Genomic DNA, 18,295 nt, shown 5'->3' on the forward strand with positions numbered 1-18,295 from the left:
AAGTATCGATAAATGAAGGGCAAAAAAATAGCCAGCTAAAAGCTGGCTACCATATCAAAATCTTAAAGGATTAAACTAGAGTGATTTTCTCAGCTTGTGGACCTTTTTGACCTTGAGTGATTTCGAATTCTACTTTCTGACCTTCAACAAGCGTACGGAAGCCGTCACCTTGGATTGCAGAGAAGTGAGCGAAAACGTCAGGACCGTTTTCTTGTTGGATGAAACCGAAGCCTTTAGTTTCGTTGAACCACTTAACTGTACCAGTAGCTTTGTTAGACATGTCTATTTCCTAAATATCTAATTTTATGTAAATCTTCGCCTAATCGGCGCTTATAGCGTGGAAAAATAAATTGCTATTGCGTACCACAGGACGGGGGAGTTACGAGTAATCCAACGAAATGTGAAAACAAAGAACTTTCTTTCTAGCCGTGTTCGAGTCTAGGTTAATTACGGGTATAGTCAACATATATCGACCCATCAAGGGCAAATATTTGTATCTAGTCACTTTTTATACGGTGTATTTTTGATGAATTTTCAAATAAATGACGTTGTTGTGAAGTTTTTGGAGAATAAAATGAATTTTATTATACAAATTTGACTATTTTCCCTAATTATTGTCCAATCTGGTTCGACCATTAAGGAGGAAGTATGGTAAAGAACAAATCTAATCTTCAGCCAAATGAATTGAATCAAGATACCGAGTTTGGCAGAGGGGAAATCAAAGACAACGCACTTAAAGCTGTCGTCACTAGTCAACGGTTTAGAACGCGGGTTGTGAAAGCCAAAAAAGGCAAAGGCAGCTTCAATCGGAAAGCAAAACATAGAGGCAAAGAGCCCTATTCAAAGTTCTCACTAAAGTGGATTTTGAATAGGGCTTTTTTCTTATCTGAAGGTGATGGCGAGAGGGGGTTTTAGCGTTCTATTTTTGGAGAGTAAATTGAGTAAGCCGTGATTTGCCCCGCAACGATAGCAGAGAACATAAACAGCGCAGACAGACCAATACTTGGAATGGGTAAAATAGATTGTTCAAACACGGATTGGCTTGCGCTTACTAAGACGCGGCTACCCGGAACCAAAATGATGATGCCTTGAACAATGTAGATAGAGCCAGTCAGTTCCATCTTTTTCGCAATCCAAGTTCCGTACAATGTAATTAGAACTGTAGTTACCCAAGTCCCCACAACCCAGCCACTTTCGAAACCAAGATAAAAAGGTCCCCACATGCCCAGCATTGCAACGGGTAAGCCAAGCAGAATGTCGATAGGGCGAGCGTTAAAGATCACTCCAAGGCTGGCGGAGATTAAGAATAGCCCGCTAATGTGCATCCAAATCGGGATTTCATTGGTGTAGGCGATGGATTGCGCTTGTCCCCAAATGGCTTCACCGATATTGAGCCCCATGGTGATGCCAACAAACAACTTGATCAACGTAAGAGCGCATTGCCCCAATAAACTGGTCCCTGATACCAAATCATTAAATGCGAGACATTCAAGGGAGTTAGCGATGGAGAGTCCGGGTACAAATAAGACAATCGTTGCGATACATAGCGCCCAAACAGGGATCGGCAGTCCAGTGCTGGACAGGTACGCAACAATAATACCTGTGAACAAAGCTGCAATGAACTCAACTGCAATTGCACGCCTCGCTCGGCAAACTTGCTGGCATCCCCAGACCATAAAACCAAGAATAAAAGCAAAGCCGACCGCTTCTAAAGTACTGCCGACCAGCATCAAGTACGCGGGTGGAATGCCCATATTCGCCAATGCAATAACCCATGAAGGATATCCAGCAGGCTCTGGGACGGGTTCGCTACTCGGTTGGTTGATTCGAATGATGGTGTTAGCTAGCAAACTTAAGTTGATTGAAGCTGGTTTCAAGCGCTTGAGTACCACTGCATTGTTATCATCTGGAAATTGATAATTGATCGCGGTTGGCGTGGCTTGAATCATCACATCCACGCCATGTTTTTGCGCGTAGTGCTGAGTGTATTTCTCTACTTTGTATGGCGCACAGCCACTACGATGCAGCGTATCGCCAATTTCGACGATTTTGTTAATTCTATATTGAGAAGGCATGGCGAAAGCGAAAATTTCGAGTCACAAAAAAATTGCGCGTAAGTTAACAAAGTGATTCTTGTCGAGCGAATAATCATTAACTTTTTTGTGTGATTTTGTGGACTGTGTCAGGTGTTACTCATGTCGCTAAAAGGCTCAACCCAGAGAAACCCGGAGTTTCGAACTTTTATTCATATTAAATTCATAACAATTCGTGATGATTCTATAAAATAATCTAATGTAAAAGTGCCATTTTTCAGTGTAAAGGTACTAATTTAGATTCATATCAATAAGAGTTGCTACCTAAAGAAAGAACCTCTGCTATACCTTTAGTTCTATTTAAGTCTTAGATAGCCCTGTAGGGTAGGTTAGTGAGAAGTAGGTATGACCTTCATGCGTTATAGTACTAATGATTGGAAAAACACAATATTTGGCATGTTTCTGCTGCTTATTGTTGCGTTCCATTCCAGCGCAGTCTACGGGCACGAAACTAAGCAAGGTACCTTAGTTGTTGCTAATTCAAAAGCATGGAAACCCTTCTCATACCTTACGCCAGACGGCGAGCCGCAAGGCATCTTGATTGATTTCTGGCGCGAGTACTCCGTTCGAAATGATGTTCATGTGAAATTTCTTTTGCTTGACTGGGAAGAATCTTTACTAGCAGTAAAAGAGGGACGAGCAGATATCCATGCTGGATTGATATTTTCTGCAGAGCGCAGCCAGTATCTGAACTTTGGCACAGTGATTATGCCTATCGATACTCAACTTTATGTCAACAGTGACCTGTTAGGAATTGACGTGGAATCGGTGCTGAAAGGTGAGTCGGCAATGGAAGTTGGTTTGGTGAAAGGAGGATACGAAGAGACTTTCGTTCGTAAACGCTACCCGAACGCGGCAATACGGTTGTTTTCGAATAATGATGCGTTGCTAAAAGCGGTTACGAATAAGCAAATTTTTCTGTTTGTCGCTGATACCCAGGTATCCAATTTCTACATGGCAACAACACCTGACTCGGTGACTTTCTTACCTGCATTGCATCTTTACAGCAAAGATTTAAGAATCGCGACGGGTGACAGCAGTGCAAAGTCGATTGAAGAGGTATCGAGGAATTTTGAGATAGTCATGGAGGCAAATAAGGACCGGATCCTCAGTCGTTGGATTCATGTTAAAACCGTCTATCCAGCGTATCTTGCTCCACTTGCTGTTTTTGCGCTGATTATTGCTGCCATGTTCCATATTTTTTCACTTAAGCGTACGGTTGCTTTGCGTACTCGGCAACTCACTATGGCGAATCAACAGCTTTTTGAGCTCACCCTGACTGACCCTCTCACTAAGCTTTATAATCGACGTCACTTGATAGAAAGGTTAGCGACGTTAAGTACAGTAAAAAGAAACCTGACCGTGATGGTGTTTGATATTGATGACTTTAAATCCATCAATGATCAATTTGGACATTTGGTTGGGGATCAAGCTATTGTTGCTGTCGCGAATACAGCAAGATCTGTCATCGATGAAAGAATGACTTTAGCGCGCATTGGTGGTGAAGAGTTTGCCTTAGTAACGGCTTCGCTCTCTGCAGAGGAAGCAGAAGTTCTTGCTCGTACAATTTGCACCCAAGTAAATTGCGCACCAGTGACCTTAGATGGACAAACGATTAGCGTGAGTATCAGTTTAGGGTGCGCGTATTATCCAAAATTTGATGAACAACCAAGCCTGCAAGATGCTGATCAACTTATGTATCGTGGAAAAGCCAGCGGCAAGAATCGCGCGGTGTTCCAAATCATCAACAGAAACAAAGTGGAACCATTACTTCGTAAAGCTCAGTAAAACTTTGAGCGAGCTCTCGCTGACCTTCATCCTCTCCTTGCTATACTGATTTGAACTCCCTGTTTTTATTGTCATTTCTGACGCGAATAGTGTTGGATTTCAGTGTCGAGGATGGTTATGCGTACTGCTTTGTTATCTCTATTGTGTTGGTCCATTTCATTTACTGCTGTGGCTGAAAGTGCTTTTGATATCATGCAAAAGTCAGATCAAGCAATGCGCGGTGATTCCAGTTATACCGAATCTACAATGGAGATCATTCGCCCTGATTGGACTCGTTCGATGACAATGAAGAGTTGGACCAAAGGGACGGATTTGTCTTTGGTGTTGGTTACGGCGCCTGCCAAAGATAAGGGTAGCGCTTCTCTAAAACGACAAAGAGAAATGTGGAATTGGGTGCCGAGTATTGAACGCGTTATCAAAATTGCGCCATCTATGTTGAGCCAATCATGGATGGGCTCTGACTTCACCAATGATGACTTAATCAACCAATCCTCTATCGTGGTCGATTATCAACATGAATTGAAAGGCGAGGATGTCTTTGATGGCGACAAGGTTTGGGTGATAGACGCAGTTGCAAAGTCCGATGCTCCTGTGGTTTGGAGCAAAGTAACGTTGTGGATTTCCAAATCGACCTACCTACAGCGCAAAGTGGAATTCTACGATGAGTTTGATGAGCGAGTGAACGTGATGACGACTTATGACGTGAAAGAGCTCGGCGGGAGAAAATTGGCGACCAGAATGGAAATGCAGCCGCTTGATAAGCCTAAGAACAAAACCGTACTCATTACTCACCAAGCACAGTTTGATTTCGATATCGATGACAGTTTTTTCTCTCAGCAACAGATGAAATCGCTGCGCGACTAAGTTTGGGTAAATGAACGGCTAAAAGAAGGAACGGATAATCAAACATCAACGGAAGGAAGCGAATCAATGCTTGTGAAACTGGCTTGGCGAAATCTCTGGCGACAAAAGCGCAGGACATTACTGACGGCGTCTGCGTTGGCATTGGTGCTGTTTCTTTCGCTGATTACGCGAGCGTTTCAAGAAGGGAGTTATACGTCCAATATCAAAAATGCCGCCAAGTTTTATACTGGGTTGATTCAACTGCAAAACCCCGAGTTTGGTGACTCTTCCAGCATTGATGATGTCTTGCCGCAAACCAATACCTTCATTTCGGCGGCGAAAAACAATCCCAATATTGATGTGGTATTACCTCGGGTAGAGTCTTTTGCTTTAGCCGCAAAATATGAACGCTCAAAGGGCGTGATGGTACTAGGCGTTGAGCCTGAAGCTGAAGATCAGTACTCCAATATCAGCGACAAATTGATTGAGGGAAGCTACATCCAATCAGGGCAAAAAGCAGTGCTAGTTGGTGGTGGTTTAGCGAATTATTTGCAACTCAAGGTTGGCGATGAACTGGTGCTATATGGTGTCGGTTATCGAGGACAGACCGCGGCAGGTTTGTATCAAATCTCGGGCATTCTTCATTTTCCTTTGCAGCAGCTTGATTCTCAGTTGGTGTACATGCCGCTCGATACTGCGCAAAACCTGTATTCATTGGATGACCAAGTCACCGCATGGGTTTTAAATACGGAGAGTTTAAGAGCCTTACCTAATACCGTTGAACAGCTTAAAGCCGAGTATGGCAAAAATGTCGCCGTGAAAGATTGGAAGGAGCTGTCGCCAGAGATGGCACAACAAATCGCCTTGGATAAAGCGGGCGGTATTTTCTTGATTTACATTCTCTACGGTATTGTTGGTTTTGGCTTGTTCGCGACAATCTTGATGACGACATTGGAACGCCAGCGCGAGTTCGCCGTCATGCTGGCAACCGGAATGCTGCGCTCCAAGCTCGTCCTTCTGCTCACGATAGAGTCTCTGTTTATGTCCGTTATTGGCATCATTATTGGGCTTATCGTGAGTGCTCCTGTGTTGGGGTATTTCTACTTTAATCCAATCGAAATTACCGGCGATGCTGCCAAGCTCATGCGCGAAAGTGGTTTTGAACCTATTGTGCCCGTTTCGCTCGACCCACATTTACTACTCAATCAAATCGTAGTCGTGCTGTTGATTCTTTTGTTGTGTTTGCTTTATCCAATGGTTCGCATGTTTCGAATGCCTATTGCAGCAGGGTTAAAAGGAGGTGCTCATGCTGGTTAAGTTGGCTTGGCGTAACTTGTGGCGCAACAAGTTGAGAACCTCAATCATGCTCGGAGCTATGGTATTTGGCTTGATGGGAGTGGTTACCATGATGGGATTCATGAATGGCTTGGTCGATAGCATGATTAAGAACGCCATCTCTTGGCAAACCAGTCATTTGCAGATCCAGCAAAAGTCCTACTTGGTCAATCCTGAGCTAAAAGATGTGATTCCCGATGCGGAAAAGATAAGCAAAGTGTTGGCGAGTAACCGAGAAGTGAAAGCCATTTCTGAGCGATTTCTAGCAGATGGCATGATAGCGTCGGCGCGCAGTACACGTGGTATTCGCATCAATGGCGTGAATATCGATCAAGAGCAAAACATCACGCCTCTCTCACATCACATTGTCGACGGAGAATGGCTGAGCGAAGAAGGCAGAAATCCGATTTTGGTATCGAGCAAGATAGCTGAGCGATTAAAGCTACGCGTTGGCTCCAAAGTGGTACTCACTCTGTCTGATGTCAATGGAGAGGTTGCAGGGGCGACGTTTCGTGTTCGAGGCATATTCAAAACACCATCGACAGGGTTTGATGACGGGAATGTCTATGTTCGAAAAGCAGATCTTGAAAAGGTAGCGGGGCTGAGTGGCACACACGAAATCGCAATACTCCTTACTTCTAATAACGATACTGAGCTCAAGCAGATACTGGCGTTCACTAACTCTATTTTACCGCCGGAAAGTAAAGACTTGCTCAGTGTGAGACCTTGGCAAGAGATCCAACCTTTGCTCTCGACCATGATGAGCACAATGGATGTTTCCAACCAAGTGATGCTGGTGGTGTTTGTGTTGGCGATGACCCTTGGCATCATCAATATCATGTTGATGTCTGTGTTTGAACGCACACGAGAGTTCGGTGTGTTAATGGCTGTCGGGATGCAAAAACACAAGATACGCTTGTTGATCGTTTTCGAAACCTTGTTCCTCGGATTAAGCGGTTGTGCGCTTGGGTTACTCGGGAGTGCAATTATGCTCAAGGTGCTGAGTACTACTGGATTATCGCTGGCTAGTATGGCGGAAGGGCTGGGGGCTTATGGCGTAGATACCTTGCTCTATCCACGGGTATCGCTAGCGGAATACCAAATGATCATTGTCGCGATTTTTGTTGCTAGCTTTATTGCAGCACTGTATCCCGCACGACAAATCTTAAAGCATCGACCAGTGGATGCCATGGCGGAGAAAAGCTAATGACCATCAAACTAGAAAACCTAACTAAAATTTACAACGCCGATGGCGATTATCCCGTGCATGCAGTGCAGTCGGTCGATCTGGAGATCAAGCAAGGTGAGTTCGTTGCGATCATGGGACCATCTGGTTCGGGTAAAACGACGTTGCTGAACATGATTGGCGGTATTGATGCCCCAAGCTCTGGCAAAGTGGAAATCGATGGTTGCATGATTTCATCGATGTCAGAAAAAGAGCTGATTGCCTATCGTCGCGATAATATAGGCTTCATCTTCCAAGATTACAGTTTGTTACCTGTGTTAACCGCGCTTGAGAATGTGGAATTCGTCATGCAGCTGCAAGGTAAAACAGAGCGAGAGTGCCGTGAACGTGCGACGTCCTTGCTTGAACAAGTAGGGTTGGCGGAACAGATGAATAAGGTGCCAGGTAAGATGTCCGGCGGGCAGCAGCAGCGTGTTGCGGTTGCTCGTGCTTTAGCGCCAAAGCCTCGTTTTGTCATGGCGGACGAACCTACTGCCAATCTAGACGCCAAAAGCACCGCGGAGCTGCTCGACATTATGGAGCAACTTAGCGAACAAGAGGGAACGACGTTTATCTTCTCGACCCACGATCCGCGAGTGATAAAACGTGCACACCGAATTATCGTATTTGAAGATGGTCGTTTAGCGCGTGATTTCAGTAATATTGATAATCGCGCAGAGAGGTCGCATGCATAGAGCTGTTTCTTATTTGTCTGCGACTTGCACCAAAGCTCTCCATTTCTATACCGGCTTGTTTAGAACAAAAGTAAATACAGTGTTTATTAAGGCGTTAAGTCTTTCATTGCTTAGTCTTCAGGCTGGTTATGCCTTGTCTGCTGTCCCCGGGTTAGAGCCGCAAAAGTCATGGGATTTGGATGGCTATATCAAATACATGGCAACCTACAGTATTCCTGATGGCACTGATAATACGTTCGATAACCTGATACACAATCGACTTAACTTTGAATACCGTTTTTCCTCTAGCTGGCGTGTGAATGTTGGGCTACGAAATCGAGCACTTTGGGGCGACTCTACCGACTTTCCTGGCTATGCCGATTTGGTTGCGTTGGATTCTGGTTACATGGATTTAAGCAAAAACTGGCATGAAGATGATGTGGTCATTAACAGTCAGCTTGATCGTCTATATCTCACTTGGCAGCAAGATGACTGGGGAGCTCAACTAGGGCGCTTTCGTATTAATTGGTCAATGAATACCATTTGGAATCCAAACGACATCTACAACGCGTATTCGATCTACGATTTTGATTATGAAGAGCGGGCAGGCACGGATGCGGTCATGCTGAGTAGAAAGCTGGGCTTTGCCGATGGGGTAGATTTGGTGTTTTCACCAGATCCTCAATCAGGACAAGACAGTGCCTCACTACGTTATTTCGCCAATCAATCGGGATGGGATTATCAGTTTATTGCAGGGCGAGCTCGGATGGATTACGTACTCGGCGCTGGTTTTGCGACGGATGTGTTTGATGCGGGTTTTCGTGGAGAGCTCACGTGGTTTGATCCGATTGATCCAGAGTTTGAGGGTGAACCGACCAAAAAGACCACCGTTGCCAGTATTGAATCGGATTACAGCTTTGGCGGCAAACGCAGCTGGATGGGGCGTACAGCGTGGTTATTTATCTCTGAACCGCAAGATGCATCAAGCGCATTGGCGTATTTGAATCTTCCTCTCGATGCAAAAACGTTGAGCTTTACACGAAATACATGGTACGCCGATGTGAGCGTTGACTTAACGCCTTTAAATCGCGTCACGCTCTCAACCAGTTACTACGATGATCATTCCTATTTCCTTGGGATATCGAGTAACTATTCCCTTGCTAATGACTGGCAGTTGCTCACGGTAATCCAAAGCTTTAACGGTAGCAGTGGCAGTTTGTTTGGCGAAGCACCTGCGACGTTGTTGTTTGCTAATATTAAATACAGTTTTTAAGCATATGTTTTAAAAGTGAATTTATTTAACTGTTAGTAAGTGAAACTCTTCTATCAACTCTGATGTAAATACGATACTGAATGTTGTTCCATAAATCCCAACCCGCTCACGCTTTGACAGTTGAGTGCAGGGTTAATATGAAATTAAATGCAATTTCTTGGTAAAGCTAAAAAGCCTTGTCTACACTCAACGTAAAACGAATGTTATTCGTTGGGTGGCATATTGATTGAGCCACGGAGAAAAGTAGCCAAAGAGCTACACCAGTAAAGTTGGCTGATAAGGACGGGGAAATGAACAACGAGTGTTTTGCTAGGTCCCGAGGTGTCACGGATGAGATGCCAATGAAAGAAACGCTTTCTGCAGGTAAAGATCCTTATGCACATTACCTAAAAGACATCGTGGGGATTGATTTACTCTCTCGAGAAGATGAACTGCATTACGCCAAGCTTAATCGTGCGGGTGATAAAGAAGCGCGCGAGGTCATGATTGAGTCTAACTTACGTTTGGTGGTGAAAATTGCAAAAAGCTACTTAAAACGTACTGGTAACAATTTCACGTTGCTTGACCTAATTGAAGAGGGCAACATCGGCTTGATCAAAGCCATCGACAAGTATGATCCTGAGCCGGGTTATCGCTTTTCAACTTACGCAGTGTGGTGGATTCGCGAAAACATTGAAGCGGCATTAATGAATAACGGTCGCACGGTGCGTTTACCTGCCCACGTATGTAAAGAGATAAATAGTCTTGCGTCGAAAAAGCACGATGCGAGCAAAACCATGAGCAAAGACATCTCCATTTCAGAGTTGTCCCATTGCTCAGGCGTAAAGGTAGAACGTGTTGATGAGTTAGTCGCGTTGAGCGGCTTTATCGATGTTTCAACGACTGTCGACCTTAATCATGCGCCATTTGTGCTCGAACAGTGCGAAAGTGAATACACAACAGACCCACAGCAAGATTGCGAAGACCACTGCTTTACTCAAGCACTAGAGCACGTCGTCAACACATTGCCTGTGAAGCAGCAGCAAGTGTTAATTCATCGCTTTGGCTTGTTTGAACATAACGTGAAAACATTAGCTGAAGTCGGGGACTTACTGAATGTCTCTAACGAACGCGTGAGACAAATGCAGAAAGAGGCGGTAGAGCGAATACAAAAACGTCTTCAGTTTGATGGATGGGTTTGATACCGAAAAATAGCTTCTAAAAAGCCAGCGTCATTGCTGGCTTTTTTCTATCTGCGTGTTGCTCAGTTGGTCTTTGCTTGTTCTTCGGCAAAAAGCAGTAACTCAAGTTGTGCTTTTGCGGAGGGTTCGAGTGTCCAGATGCTCAACATGCGGTTAAGGGCAGCTCGATACACTCTGCTTTTGAGTAAGAAAGCGAGGGTGCTCGTGTAGTTGTTCACCACTTGAGTTTGTGTTGCCACTAGCTCCGCTTTGTTTGCGATGTCGATTTGCTCGAGATTGAAATCAGGCAAAAATGCACACTCGTACCACACCTCGACAATCTCGCGGATTTCGAGTTCTTCTTCAGGCACGTCAAAGTCCTGCAATGCGTGGTTTTCCGGTATCGCTGATAAATAAACCACATCCAATTTATCAGCAACAAATGTATACATCTGAATCCTAAATACCTCTAAATCTCGGTCGAATCATCTCTCTGGTTTATATCTTTGTCAATTGTATCTGCCTGATTAAAGAGTTAATTGTGAATAAGCGCCACAGTATTAACTTAAGCTGTTTAAGTATTTGTCTGTTAAGCCAAAATACTTCAAGTTGCCGTCTGGCTCTAATACCAAACTCATGTTCGAAGTGGCGATCAAGCCCGGATCATTGGTAGAGAACACCACGGTTTTGTTCAGCAATTTATCGGTGAATAAGCGGTTGAAGTACTGAGCATTTTCTTGTTCAGCGCCATTAAATGGTTCATCAATGATGATCAGCGATTGCTCACAGCTTCCAAGCCCCAGCGCGAGGCGCAATTTCTGTTGAATACCGTTAGGTAAATTCTTGCATTTATCTACGCTTAGCTGAGTGTCCAATCCTTCTGGCAACCATGCGTCGAGTTCGAAAAAGCTCACCATCTCTTGCATCTTTTCTGCAGGGATGAGTCCATTATGCAAGATGAAGTTAGTCTCCAGAGAGCCTTCAAAAATATGCAAATTAAACGGGATGTAGTTAATCGAGGTTCGGTAACGATAGCTGTTGAACTGTTTGATGTTGTAGCCGTCTACCGACACTGCGCCTTGGTATCTATCTTCTAAACCCGCAAGGATGGAAATTAGCGTGGTTTTACCGCAACCAGTCGGTCCACAAATCACCACCTTCGCCCCTGGGGCAATTTTAAATCCGAGATTGGTTAAGCCCGTTGCTGCGCCAGTGTAGCGATGGCTTACACCGCTGCCGACAATGCTGCCTTGGAAGAGGCGAATAGGGGGGCTTTTCTCCAACGTTAGCTTGTCATCATTCATCGCCATAAGGTTGTTGATTTGCGCAGAGGACGCCTTAATTGATTGGAATTTGGAAATGGAGTTGTAGATACCCATTATCGGACCTAACGCCTTCCAGACTAGAATTACGGTTGCAAGCATGGCACCGGCATCAGATGTGCCATCCATTACGCCGATAACCGCAGTCACGATACTTGCGGTACCGATCACCTGAATCAAACTGCCACCTGCGGCTTGAACCTTACTGTTGGTCACCGCAACGTTTTCTGCATCGTTGGTGCTTTGCATGTGTGAAGCACTGAAGCGAGATTGAATAACGCGCAACAGTGGTAAGCCTTGGATGGTTTTGATGCCGCGAAGAATCTCATTCCATTGGTAAGAAACCATGGCGTTAGCGCGTGAGCTCTTAGACGTGGCTTGTGAATAGATGTAACGAGAATAAACACAGAACACCAACATCAGAATCAAACCCGCCATGACGACCAATGCTGCGGTTCCTGACATGATGGCAATCGCGACAATGAACACGATAACAAACGGCATGTCGAAGTAGCTCAAGGTCGACTCTGCCGTTACCAATCGGCGAAATGTGTCGATGTCTTTTAAACGCGCCAACTGAGAAGACACGCCAGCGGTGGATGTCATCGCATAAGGGAGCCATAAAAGCTTAGATATAACCGCTTGAGAAATGTGCACCGCCAAATCCTTACCTGACGTGGCAATGATGTTGACTCGCATTTTCTTAAAAAAGTATTCCGAAAATCCAACAATCACGGCAAACAACGTGAGCCAATAGAGCGTGGCTTGGGAACTAGACGTCAATGCGAAGTTGTACACACTCATGATAAAGAAGGGTTGGAGCGCGCCCAGGATACTGATGACAAAGCTAAGAATAATCAGGCTTTTGAGTTCATTGTTGTAGCGATAGAACGCGTATTTAATCCAGTTACTGCGGTCTTGAGATTCAGGTGGCGGCTCTCGGAACAAGCGCGAGTATTCGCTGATCGAAACCAACAAGCACGGCTTCTTGCAGAGCGGGTATTCAATGGTGTTGTTATTGGTGTAATCAAACAGGATCAGTTTGCCGTCTTTAGTGCCCAAGAAAATCGCAGTGAGGTTTTCTATCTCGATAAAGCAAGGATGAGGGTGCCCCTCGATGTGCTCCAACGTTTTTAATTTAGTGACGTCACAACGGTAACCAAGGCGTTCAATGGTGGCGATAAAACTGTCGCTGTCTTTTGGTTTAGGGATAAAAGCGTCGCTGAGGATAGAAGGTGTGCCTTCCCATTCAAGCGCAATGAGGGTGTAAGCTAAACCACGAATCAAAGGTGACTGATTGTATCGCTCGTCATAACTGCGAGCCTCAAAGTCCAACAAGCGCTGAGGGACATTATTAAAATCAACCAAAATACTCATTGGTCACCTCCGGTAAGTTTGACGCGTTTGAGGCGATGATTGAGTTTGTCCATCTTGTTGCTGACGATGATGAGGATTTTGTCGTTGGCGCGATACGCAGTACTGGTCAAAACCAATCGAGCAAAGTCGTCGTCATAAACACAGTCGATGTCGTCGAAGATCAACACTCGTTTGTTTGCAAGCAAGGCACGCACTAGCAGCAAGGCATAAGCAACTTGGCGCGAGAATGGATTGCGTAAATGTCCTTTAAGTTCGGTGTAAAAACCAGCAGGAAGGGCATCGATTTGTGCTTTGATGTTCATGGTTTCGCAAAGCGCAAATGCCGTGTTATTTAAGCTCGGGCGGAAACAAGTCAGGTTGTCTATGATGGTGCCTTCGACGAACGAGCTGGTTTTGTCGACCATGAGCACGCTATTACGCCAGACGTTGTAGTTGACATCATCGAGCGGTGTCTCGTTGATTTGGATATCGAGCTTGCTGTCGGTGTTTTGCCGCGTAATGCAATTGGCGAGGTGGGTTTTGCCTGCGCCGCTTTTCCCTGTTAGCAAGTAAGCCTGACCGCGTTCAAACTCGATGCGTTGCTTTTCCGAATACTTCACCGAGATGCGCTCGACTTCTGTCGTGTCATTTTGTTGTTCTACAGATGCAGCAAGCTCAAGCAGCTCGGCGATTCGTTGAATATGAAGCTTGTTCAACTCCCAGCGGCTCACCGTGCGCATCACTTGCTGGTATGGCGCGAAGTAACGGTTGGTAAGCATTATGATGGCTGCCATGATGCCTTGACTCGATTGCATGTTGATAACTGCCGTTGCCAAAACTACCACCACACAAGCAATGGAGAGCTGTTGTATGAGCGACAAGATAAGGCTGAAGTTCGATTCGATCTGCTCGTATTTGATGTTCTCGACTTCACGCTCTTCCACCATTTGTGTCATCAAGCTCTCAACGCGATATTCCATATTGCGCGCTTTGATATCGAGAGGGCTAGAGATGATCTCGATGATTTTCGAAGTGGTTAAGCCTTCGATGTCAGATTTGTTTTCTAGGCTGTTGATTTTCTGCTTAGACAGGCTCAGTGCGAACACCGCCAAAACGATGGAGGCGAGCAAGATGGTCACCCCTGCCCAAATGTTGATCAGACCGATAATCAGAATGGTCAGTATGCTGACGGCAAGGTTGATCAATGCCCGTACAGATTCTCCGCCAAAGAAGGATTTAATCTCTGGAATGGTGGCAATACGCTCTAGGTATTCACCGGGTTCTAGGCGACGAAACTTCGATATCTCAGCCAAACAGATGGATTGAAACACCTTGTTGGTTAAGTTGGTTTCGAACTGCTTCATGATCACCGACGAAATCTTCTCTTCCTGATTCTTTAAGTGATAATCGAGGAAGATGGTGATCAAGATAATGGCAAACAGAAGAAACAGCGTGTCTTTAGCTTGGTTAGGTAAAACACGGTCAAAGATAATCAGAATCGAAAAGGGCAGCACTAAACCAAACAGTGTTGAGATGACCGTTGAGAAAGTCAGGTAACATTTGTCAGCAAAGTTAATCCTTTGGGAAAAATGCTCAGTTTGCATTGCGACCTCCTTTCTTAATCGATGGTTTGGAGAGAAGGTGTTTTGGAACTAAGTCTTGATTGCTTCTGCCTTCGATATCGCTCATCAATTGCATGATGCTTTCGATGGATTGCACCGACAGCATGCCTTTGATTTGCTCTAGATTGATCGATTCAATGATGTAGTCATAACGCGCGCTCTCGTAATCACGTAGCGCGCTAAACAGTTTACTTTCCGCTGCCAGTAAGTCGGTAATAGTTCGCGTACCAAGCTGGTAAGCGCGTTGAATGCCTTTGTAGGAAGCGTAGTTGGCACGGATGATGTTCTCGTAACTGCTGATGGCGCGGGAGAAGTCATTAATGTTGAGTACCGAGGTGTTAACGCTATTGCGCGTCGTGAACAACGAATCTTGGTACAGTAGCTCCGTTCGCTCGATAGCAGTCGACGATTTTTGATAACCGTAGTAATCCGAACCACCGGAGAAAATCGGCACATTCAAGTTCAAGCCGACGCTGGTGGAGTTACTGTCCCCTGTTGCGGTGGGGTCGGTTCGGTCATAGTTGTTCGCATCGTCGTAACGGTAACTGGCAGAGAGCGAGACGGTCGGCACAAAGTTTGAACCGCTTTCTTTCAAGCCTCTTCGGCTGCGTTCTACGGTCTTCTTCGCAACCAATAAATCGTTATTGAGCTTCAAAGCTTGTTCAAGAATCGCACGTTGTTCGGACTCGCTGATTTCTGCCAAGGGCACGCTTTCGTAGATGTCCTGCGATGGGGTGACCGGGTATTGAACTTGAATCTCTAAACCGTTCAAAATCACACGTCGGTCTTTCTCTAAGGTTCTTAAGCGATTGGCAATGCCTTCTTTCTGAGCAATCACCTCATACAACTCGCTCGCCGCAGTGTTGCCAAGCTCCACGTTGCGACGCATTTGGCGTTCACGCGTTTCAGAAGATTTAAGCTCGACTTTGGTGGCTTTGATTTGCGCGTTGTTTTTCAGGTACTCGAAATATTGCGTCGCGATTTCAGAAATGGTGCTCTGGATTTTGTTCTCGTGTTTGATTTCTTCAATGTTGAAATCAAGCTTTGCGGTGCCGTATTTGAATATGTCGCCAAGGTTAAACACTGATTGAGATAAAGACACGCTGTAGCTGTTTGAGTTGTAGCTAGAACGTGTATCCGGTGTTCCCGTTAATATGGTCTCGTTTTCATTCCATGTAGTATCAGCGGCACCGTTTAAAGAGGGTAGAAACTTAGAACGGCTAATGTCGATGTTGTATTCGTTTTCCTCCACGCCTTTGTCACTAGCGCGTAGAGATAAATTGTTTTCCAAGCCGAGTTTGACCGCCTCAAGCAAGGTGGTCGCCATTGCCGAAGGAGCATTGCTCAATGTTAGTGCTGCCAATACGCAGCTAGTTAAGTTTCTGTACCGCCACATATTTGTTGATCACCTTGATGATTTCGTCGTTTTTATAAGGTTTGCTGATCACGTAATCCATTCCAGCTTCGATACAAGCTTGGTGTTCATTACTGCTGGTCAATGCTGTCGCACCTATGATGGTGCAGGGGTTTTGTCCGCTCTCTTGTTCGTATTGTCGAATGCGTTTGGTTGCTTCAATACCGCCCATGCCCGGCATGATGCAGTCCATAAAAATGATGTCCGAGCGCTGATTCATGAAGTGCTGAACGGCGTCTGCGCCATCGCCAACGGTATCGGCTTCGTATTCTTGCTTGCTCAAAATACGTTTGAGTAGAATTTGTTGAACACGGTCATCCTCAACAATCAGGAATGAGCTGTTCTCCATCTGATCCTCAGAGGCTTCCGCTTCCATGATTGCCAATAGGTTAGGGATGAACTCATACGGAATCGCAGGAGAGTTCAGAATCTTGTCGACAAAGGTATGGCTCTCTTGTGCTTGCTGAGTGCTAGTAACTGAAAGCAGCAATTTAGTATTTGGGTAATTGCGCAGTTGCGATTTCACTGTTTTGCTCAGTGAGGGCAGTTTGTTTGGCTCGAACGTGTCAGTCAGCATGATGGCGTCGTATTCGCCAAAGGTTTTTGCCGCAGAGAAGAGCTCGTTCGGCGTGCGAATTGGTGTGATCTCTAATCCCAAGTTGACTAACATTTTGTTCATCACATCAATGCGCAGCTGAGAGTTGGCACACAGTAATAGGCGCTTATTGTCGAAGCGAGTTTTCTCGGTGTGGAAGCTTTTGGCTTTCAAATCGAGCTGAATTTGAAAACGTTCCTGATTGCCCGATTGATACCAATGGCTCTCGTAATAGCCGTAATCTTTCAGTACGCTTTTTGCCAAATCGTCTTTGGTTGCAGTGTGCTGTTTATGGTCGCTCCAGTGTAGAGTATTGAGCTTGGCAAACGGCACATCCAGTGTGGTTAAGAAGTTTAGATTGATGGTCAAGCGAGTGTTTTCAATGTCTGACGCTGCGCCCGATTCAATGGTGACAAACAGTTTTTTGTCGGCTTTGAGTTGGATGGCATTCGATAGCTGCAGGAACAACACCCAGAATAAGCTGGTGGATTGCCCTTCAACACGATTTGGTAAGTTATCCGAGATAAAGCAGTCTAACTCACCTTCATTTCGCTGCACTTTTGAACTGATGTGAATCATCAATTCAGACAGTACATTTAGCAGTGAAAACTCTTTCGATTTGCTCTCGGTCCCTTGTGAAATGAGTCGGTTGTAGTTCTCTGCCAATTCAGACAGGGTATTGGCAGCCGAGGTTATATCTTGCGCCATCAACACGCCGCTCTCATCGGTCTCTTGTACGAGATATTGCACACCGCCGTTAATGGTGTTGGTGATGCCACGAATCTCGTAACCAATCAGAGCATAGAGTTGCTTGTAGAGATCGTTATTGCGTTTTTGCTCTTCGAGTTTGCTGAAAATCAGTTTTAGGTGAGAGTAGATCTGGCGCTGCTTCGGATTGATGCTCACTTCATTGAGCAACTCTTCCAACCTTTGTAAATCCAGTTGTTTGAGCTCTTGATAAAGCCCGTCAAATTCTTGATCAATGTCGCGCTCATTCGAACTGGATTTTCTCAGTTTGAGGATTGCCACTAAATTCGATAGAACGGCGATACCAACCAACACAACAACGACCATAAACAACCAAATGAAGAACTCGTTTTTCTCCATCATTAGGTCGCTCGCGTGGTTGTTAAACATGGTGCGATAGTTGTCGTCCATTTGTAGGTAGTTATTGGTGAGCGAGAGATACAGTGCCAACACATCGTCACGTGTTTTTGAACTGTCCGAGAAGCGATTGATCGCCAGTTCAAGCTGCGTATATTCGGTCGCGCCTACCAAGCTAAACTCGGTTTTGTTGAGTGACGCGAGAGACTTAAACTGATCAATTTCGTTTTTCAGAACCTCAAAATCGAGCTCTGTTGTACTGCAATAACGCGCAGTTAAACAGCGCTGAAGCGTTTGGATATCAAGTTCGATGGTTTGGTTGAGTTGTTGAGCTTGAACTAACAGAGGCGCGTTTTGCACTTGTTCCACTGAATCCACTTTTTCCCAAGAGACATACAAATAAAAGGCGAGGGCAGCCAGCACCAAGCTGAAAGCAATGCTTAGGCGCATAACAGGAACGGAAATATTGTAGGAAGGTTTGTTACTCATCC

General features: G+C 45.2%; 15 protein-coding genes. 8 read left to right on the plus strand and 7 right to left on the minus strand.

The window, feature by feature from the left end; all coding sequences use genetic code 11:
* Positions 1 to 70 precede the first annotated feature (70 nt).
* Positions 71 to 280 (minus strand): cold-shock protein, encoded by a 210-nt coding sequence (locus tag MHO32_RS05430; protein WP_005433440.1) that lies wholly within the window; start codon positions 278 to 280, stop codon positions 71 to 73.
* Positions 281 to 648: 368 nt separating this feature from the next.
* On the opposite strand from MHO32_RS05430, the gene MHO32_RS05435 reads away from it, so the two are divergent.
* On the plus strand, positions 649 to 915 hold the full coding sequence (locus MHO32_RS05435; protein ID WP_239210809.1) for an alternative ribosome-rescue factor A: 267 nt from the start codon (positions 649 to 651) through the stop codon (positions 913 to 915).
* Here MHO32_RS05435 and MHO32_RS05440 read toward each other — a convergent pair.
* Positions 912 to 2,075, minus strand: coding sequence for a threonine/serine exporter family protein (locus tag MHO32_RS05440; RefSeq protein WP_005453681.1), 1,164 nt, complete (start codon positions 2,073 to 2,075; stop codon positions 912 to 914). The two genes, MHO32_RS05435 and MHO32_RS05440, sit on opposite strands and share 4 nt — an antisense overlap.
* A 363-nt stretch (positions 2,076 to 2,438) precedes the next feature.
* Between MHO32_RS05440 and MHO32_RS05445 the strand changes: the two genes are divergently transcribed.
* The 7 genes from MHO32_RS05445 (at position 2,439) to MHO32_RS05475 (ending at position 10,412) form a co-directional block, all read left to right on the plus strand.
* The gene (locus tag MHO32_RS05445; protein WP_239210810.1) at positions 2,439 to 3,881 is read left to right on the plus strand and encodes a transporter substrate-binding domain-containing diguanylate cyclase; all 1,443 of its coding nucleotides are present in this window, start codon (positions 2,439 to 2,441) and stop codon (positions 3,879 to 3,881) included.
* Between the two features lie 117 nt (positions 3,882 to 3,998).
* Positions 3,999 to 4,745: an outer membrane lipoprotein-sorting protein gene (locus MHO32_RS05450; protein WP_239210812.1), complete on the plus strand. Its 747-nt coding sequence runs from the start codon at positions 3,999 to 4,001 to the stop codon at positions 4,743 to 4,745.
* Between the two features lie 66 nt (positions 4,746 to 4,811).
* The gene (locus MHO32_RS05455) at positions 4,812 to 6,041 is read left to right on the plus strand and encodes an ABC transporter permease (protein ID WP_239210814.1); all 1,230 of its coding nucleotides are present in this window, start codon (positions 4,812 to 4,814) and stop codon (positions 6,039 to 6,041) included.
* Positions 6,031 to 7,266: an ABC transporter permease gene (locus MHO32_RS05460; RefSeq protein ID WP_239210816.1), complete on the plus strand. Its 1,236-nt coding sequence runs from the start codon at positions 6,031 to 6,033 to the stop codon at positions 7,264 to 7,266. Before MHO32_RS05455 ends, MHO32_RS05460 begins: the two co-directional genes overlap by 11 nt.
* Positions 7,266 to 7,979: an ABC transporter ATP-binding protein gene (locus tag MHO32_RS05465; protein WP_009704729.1), complete on the plus strand. Its 714-nt coding sequence runs from the start codon at positions 7,266 to 7,268 to the stop codon at positions 7,977 to 7,979. Before MHO32_RS05460 ends, MHO32_RS05465 begins: the two co-directional genes overlap by 1 nt.
* Positions 7,972 to 9,231: a hypothetical protein gene (locus MHO32_RS05470; RefSeq protein ID WP_239210818.1), complete on the plus strand. Its 1,260-nt coding sequence runs from the start codon at positions 7,972 to 7,974 to the stop codon at positions 9,229 to 9,231. Before MHO32_RS05465 ends, MHO32_RS05470 begins: the two co-directional genes overlap by 8 nt.
* Before the next feature lie 290 nt (positions 9,232 to 9,521).
* Positions 9,522 to 10,412 carry a sigma-70 family RNA polymerase sigma factor gene (locus MHO32_RS05475; protein ID WP_239210820.1) on the plus strand — a complete coding sequence of 297 codons (891 nt, stop codon included), beginning with the start codon at positions 9,522 to 9,524 and terminating at the stop codon, positions 10,410 to 10,412.
* A 62-nt stretch (positions 10,413 to 10,474) separates the two neighbouring features.
* On the opposite strand, the gene MHO32_RS05480 is transcribed toward MHO32_RS05475, so the two are convergent.
* The 5 genes from MHO32_RS05480 to MHO32_RS05500 all read right to left on the minus strand — a co-directional run bounded on the left by MHO32_RS05480 (position 10,475) and on the right by MHO32_RS05500 (position 18,293).
* A complete protein-coding gene (locus tag MHO32_RS05480) occupies positions 10,475 to 10,843 on the minus strand; it encodes a hypothetical protein (RefSeq protein WP_005453700.1) in 369 nt (122 codons plus the stop codon).
* Between the two features lie 108 nt (positions 10,844 to 10,951).
* A complete protein-coding gene (locus MHO32_RS05485; protein WP_239210822.1) occupies positions 10,952 to 13,090 on the minus strand; it encodes an ATP-binding cassette domain-containing protein in 2,139 nt (712 codons plus the stop codon).
* Entirely contained in the window at positions 13,087 to 14,673 is a 1,587-nt protein-coding gene (locus MHO32_RS05490) for an ATP-binding cassette domain-containing protein (protein ID WP_005442631.1), read from the minus strand. Before MHO32_RS05490 ends, MHO32_RS05485 begins: the two co-directional genes overlap by 4 nt.
* Positions 14,663 to 16,087: a TolC family protein gene (locus MHO32_RS05495; protein WP_017821589.1), complete on the minus strand. Its 1,425-nt coding sequence runs from the start codon at positions 16,085 to 16,087 to the stop codon at positions 14,663 to 14,665. The genes MHO32_RS05490 and MHO32_RS05495 overlap by 11 nt, the downstream gene beginning before the upstream one ends.
* A complete protein-coding gene (locus MHO32_RS05500; protein ID WP_239210824.1) occupies positions 16,062 to 18,293 on the minus strand; it encodes an ATP-binding response regulator in 2,232 nt (743 codons plus the stop codon). Before MHO32_RS05500 ends, MHO32_RS05495 begins: the two co-directional genes overlap by 26 nt.
* Positions 18,294 to 18,295 lie beyond the last annotated feature (2 nt).

This window comes from Vibrio sp. MMH1-50 (genome assembly GCF_022347645.1).
Taxonomy (GTDB): domain Bacteria; phylum Pseudomonadota; class Gammaproteobacteria; order Enterobacterales; family Vibrionaceae; genus Vibrio; species Vibrio harveyi.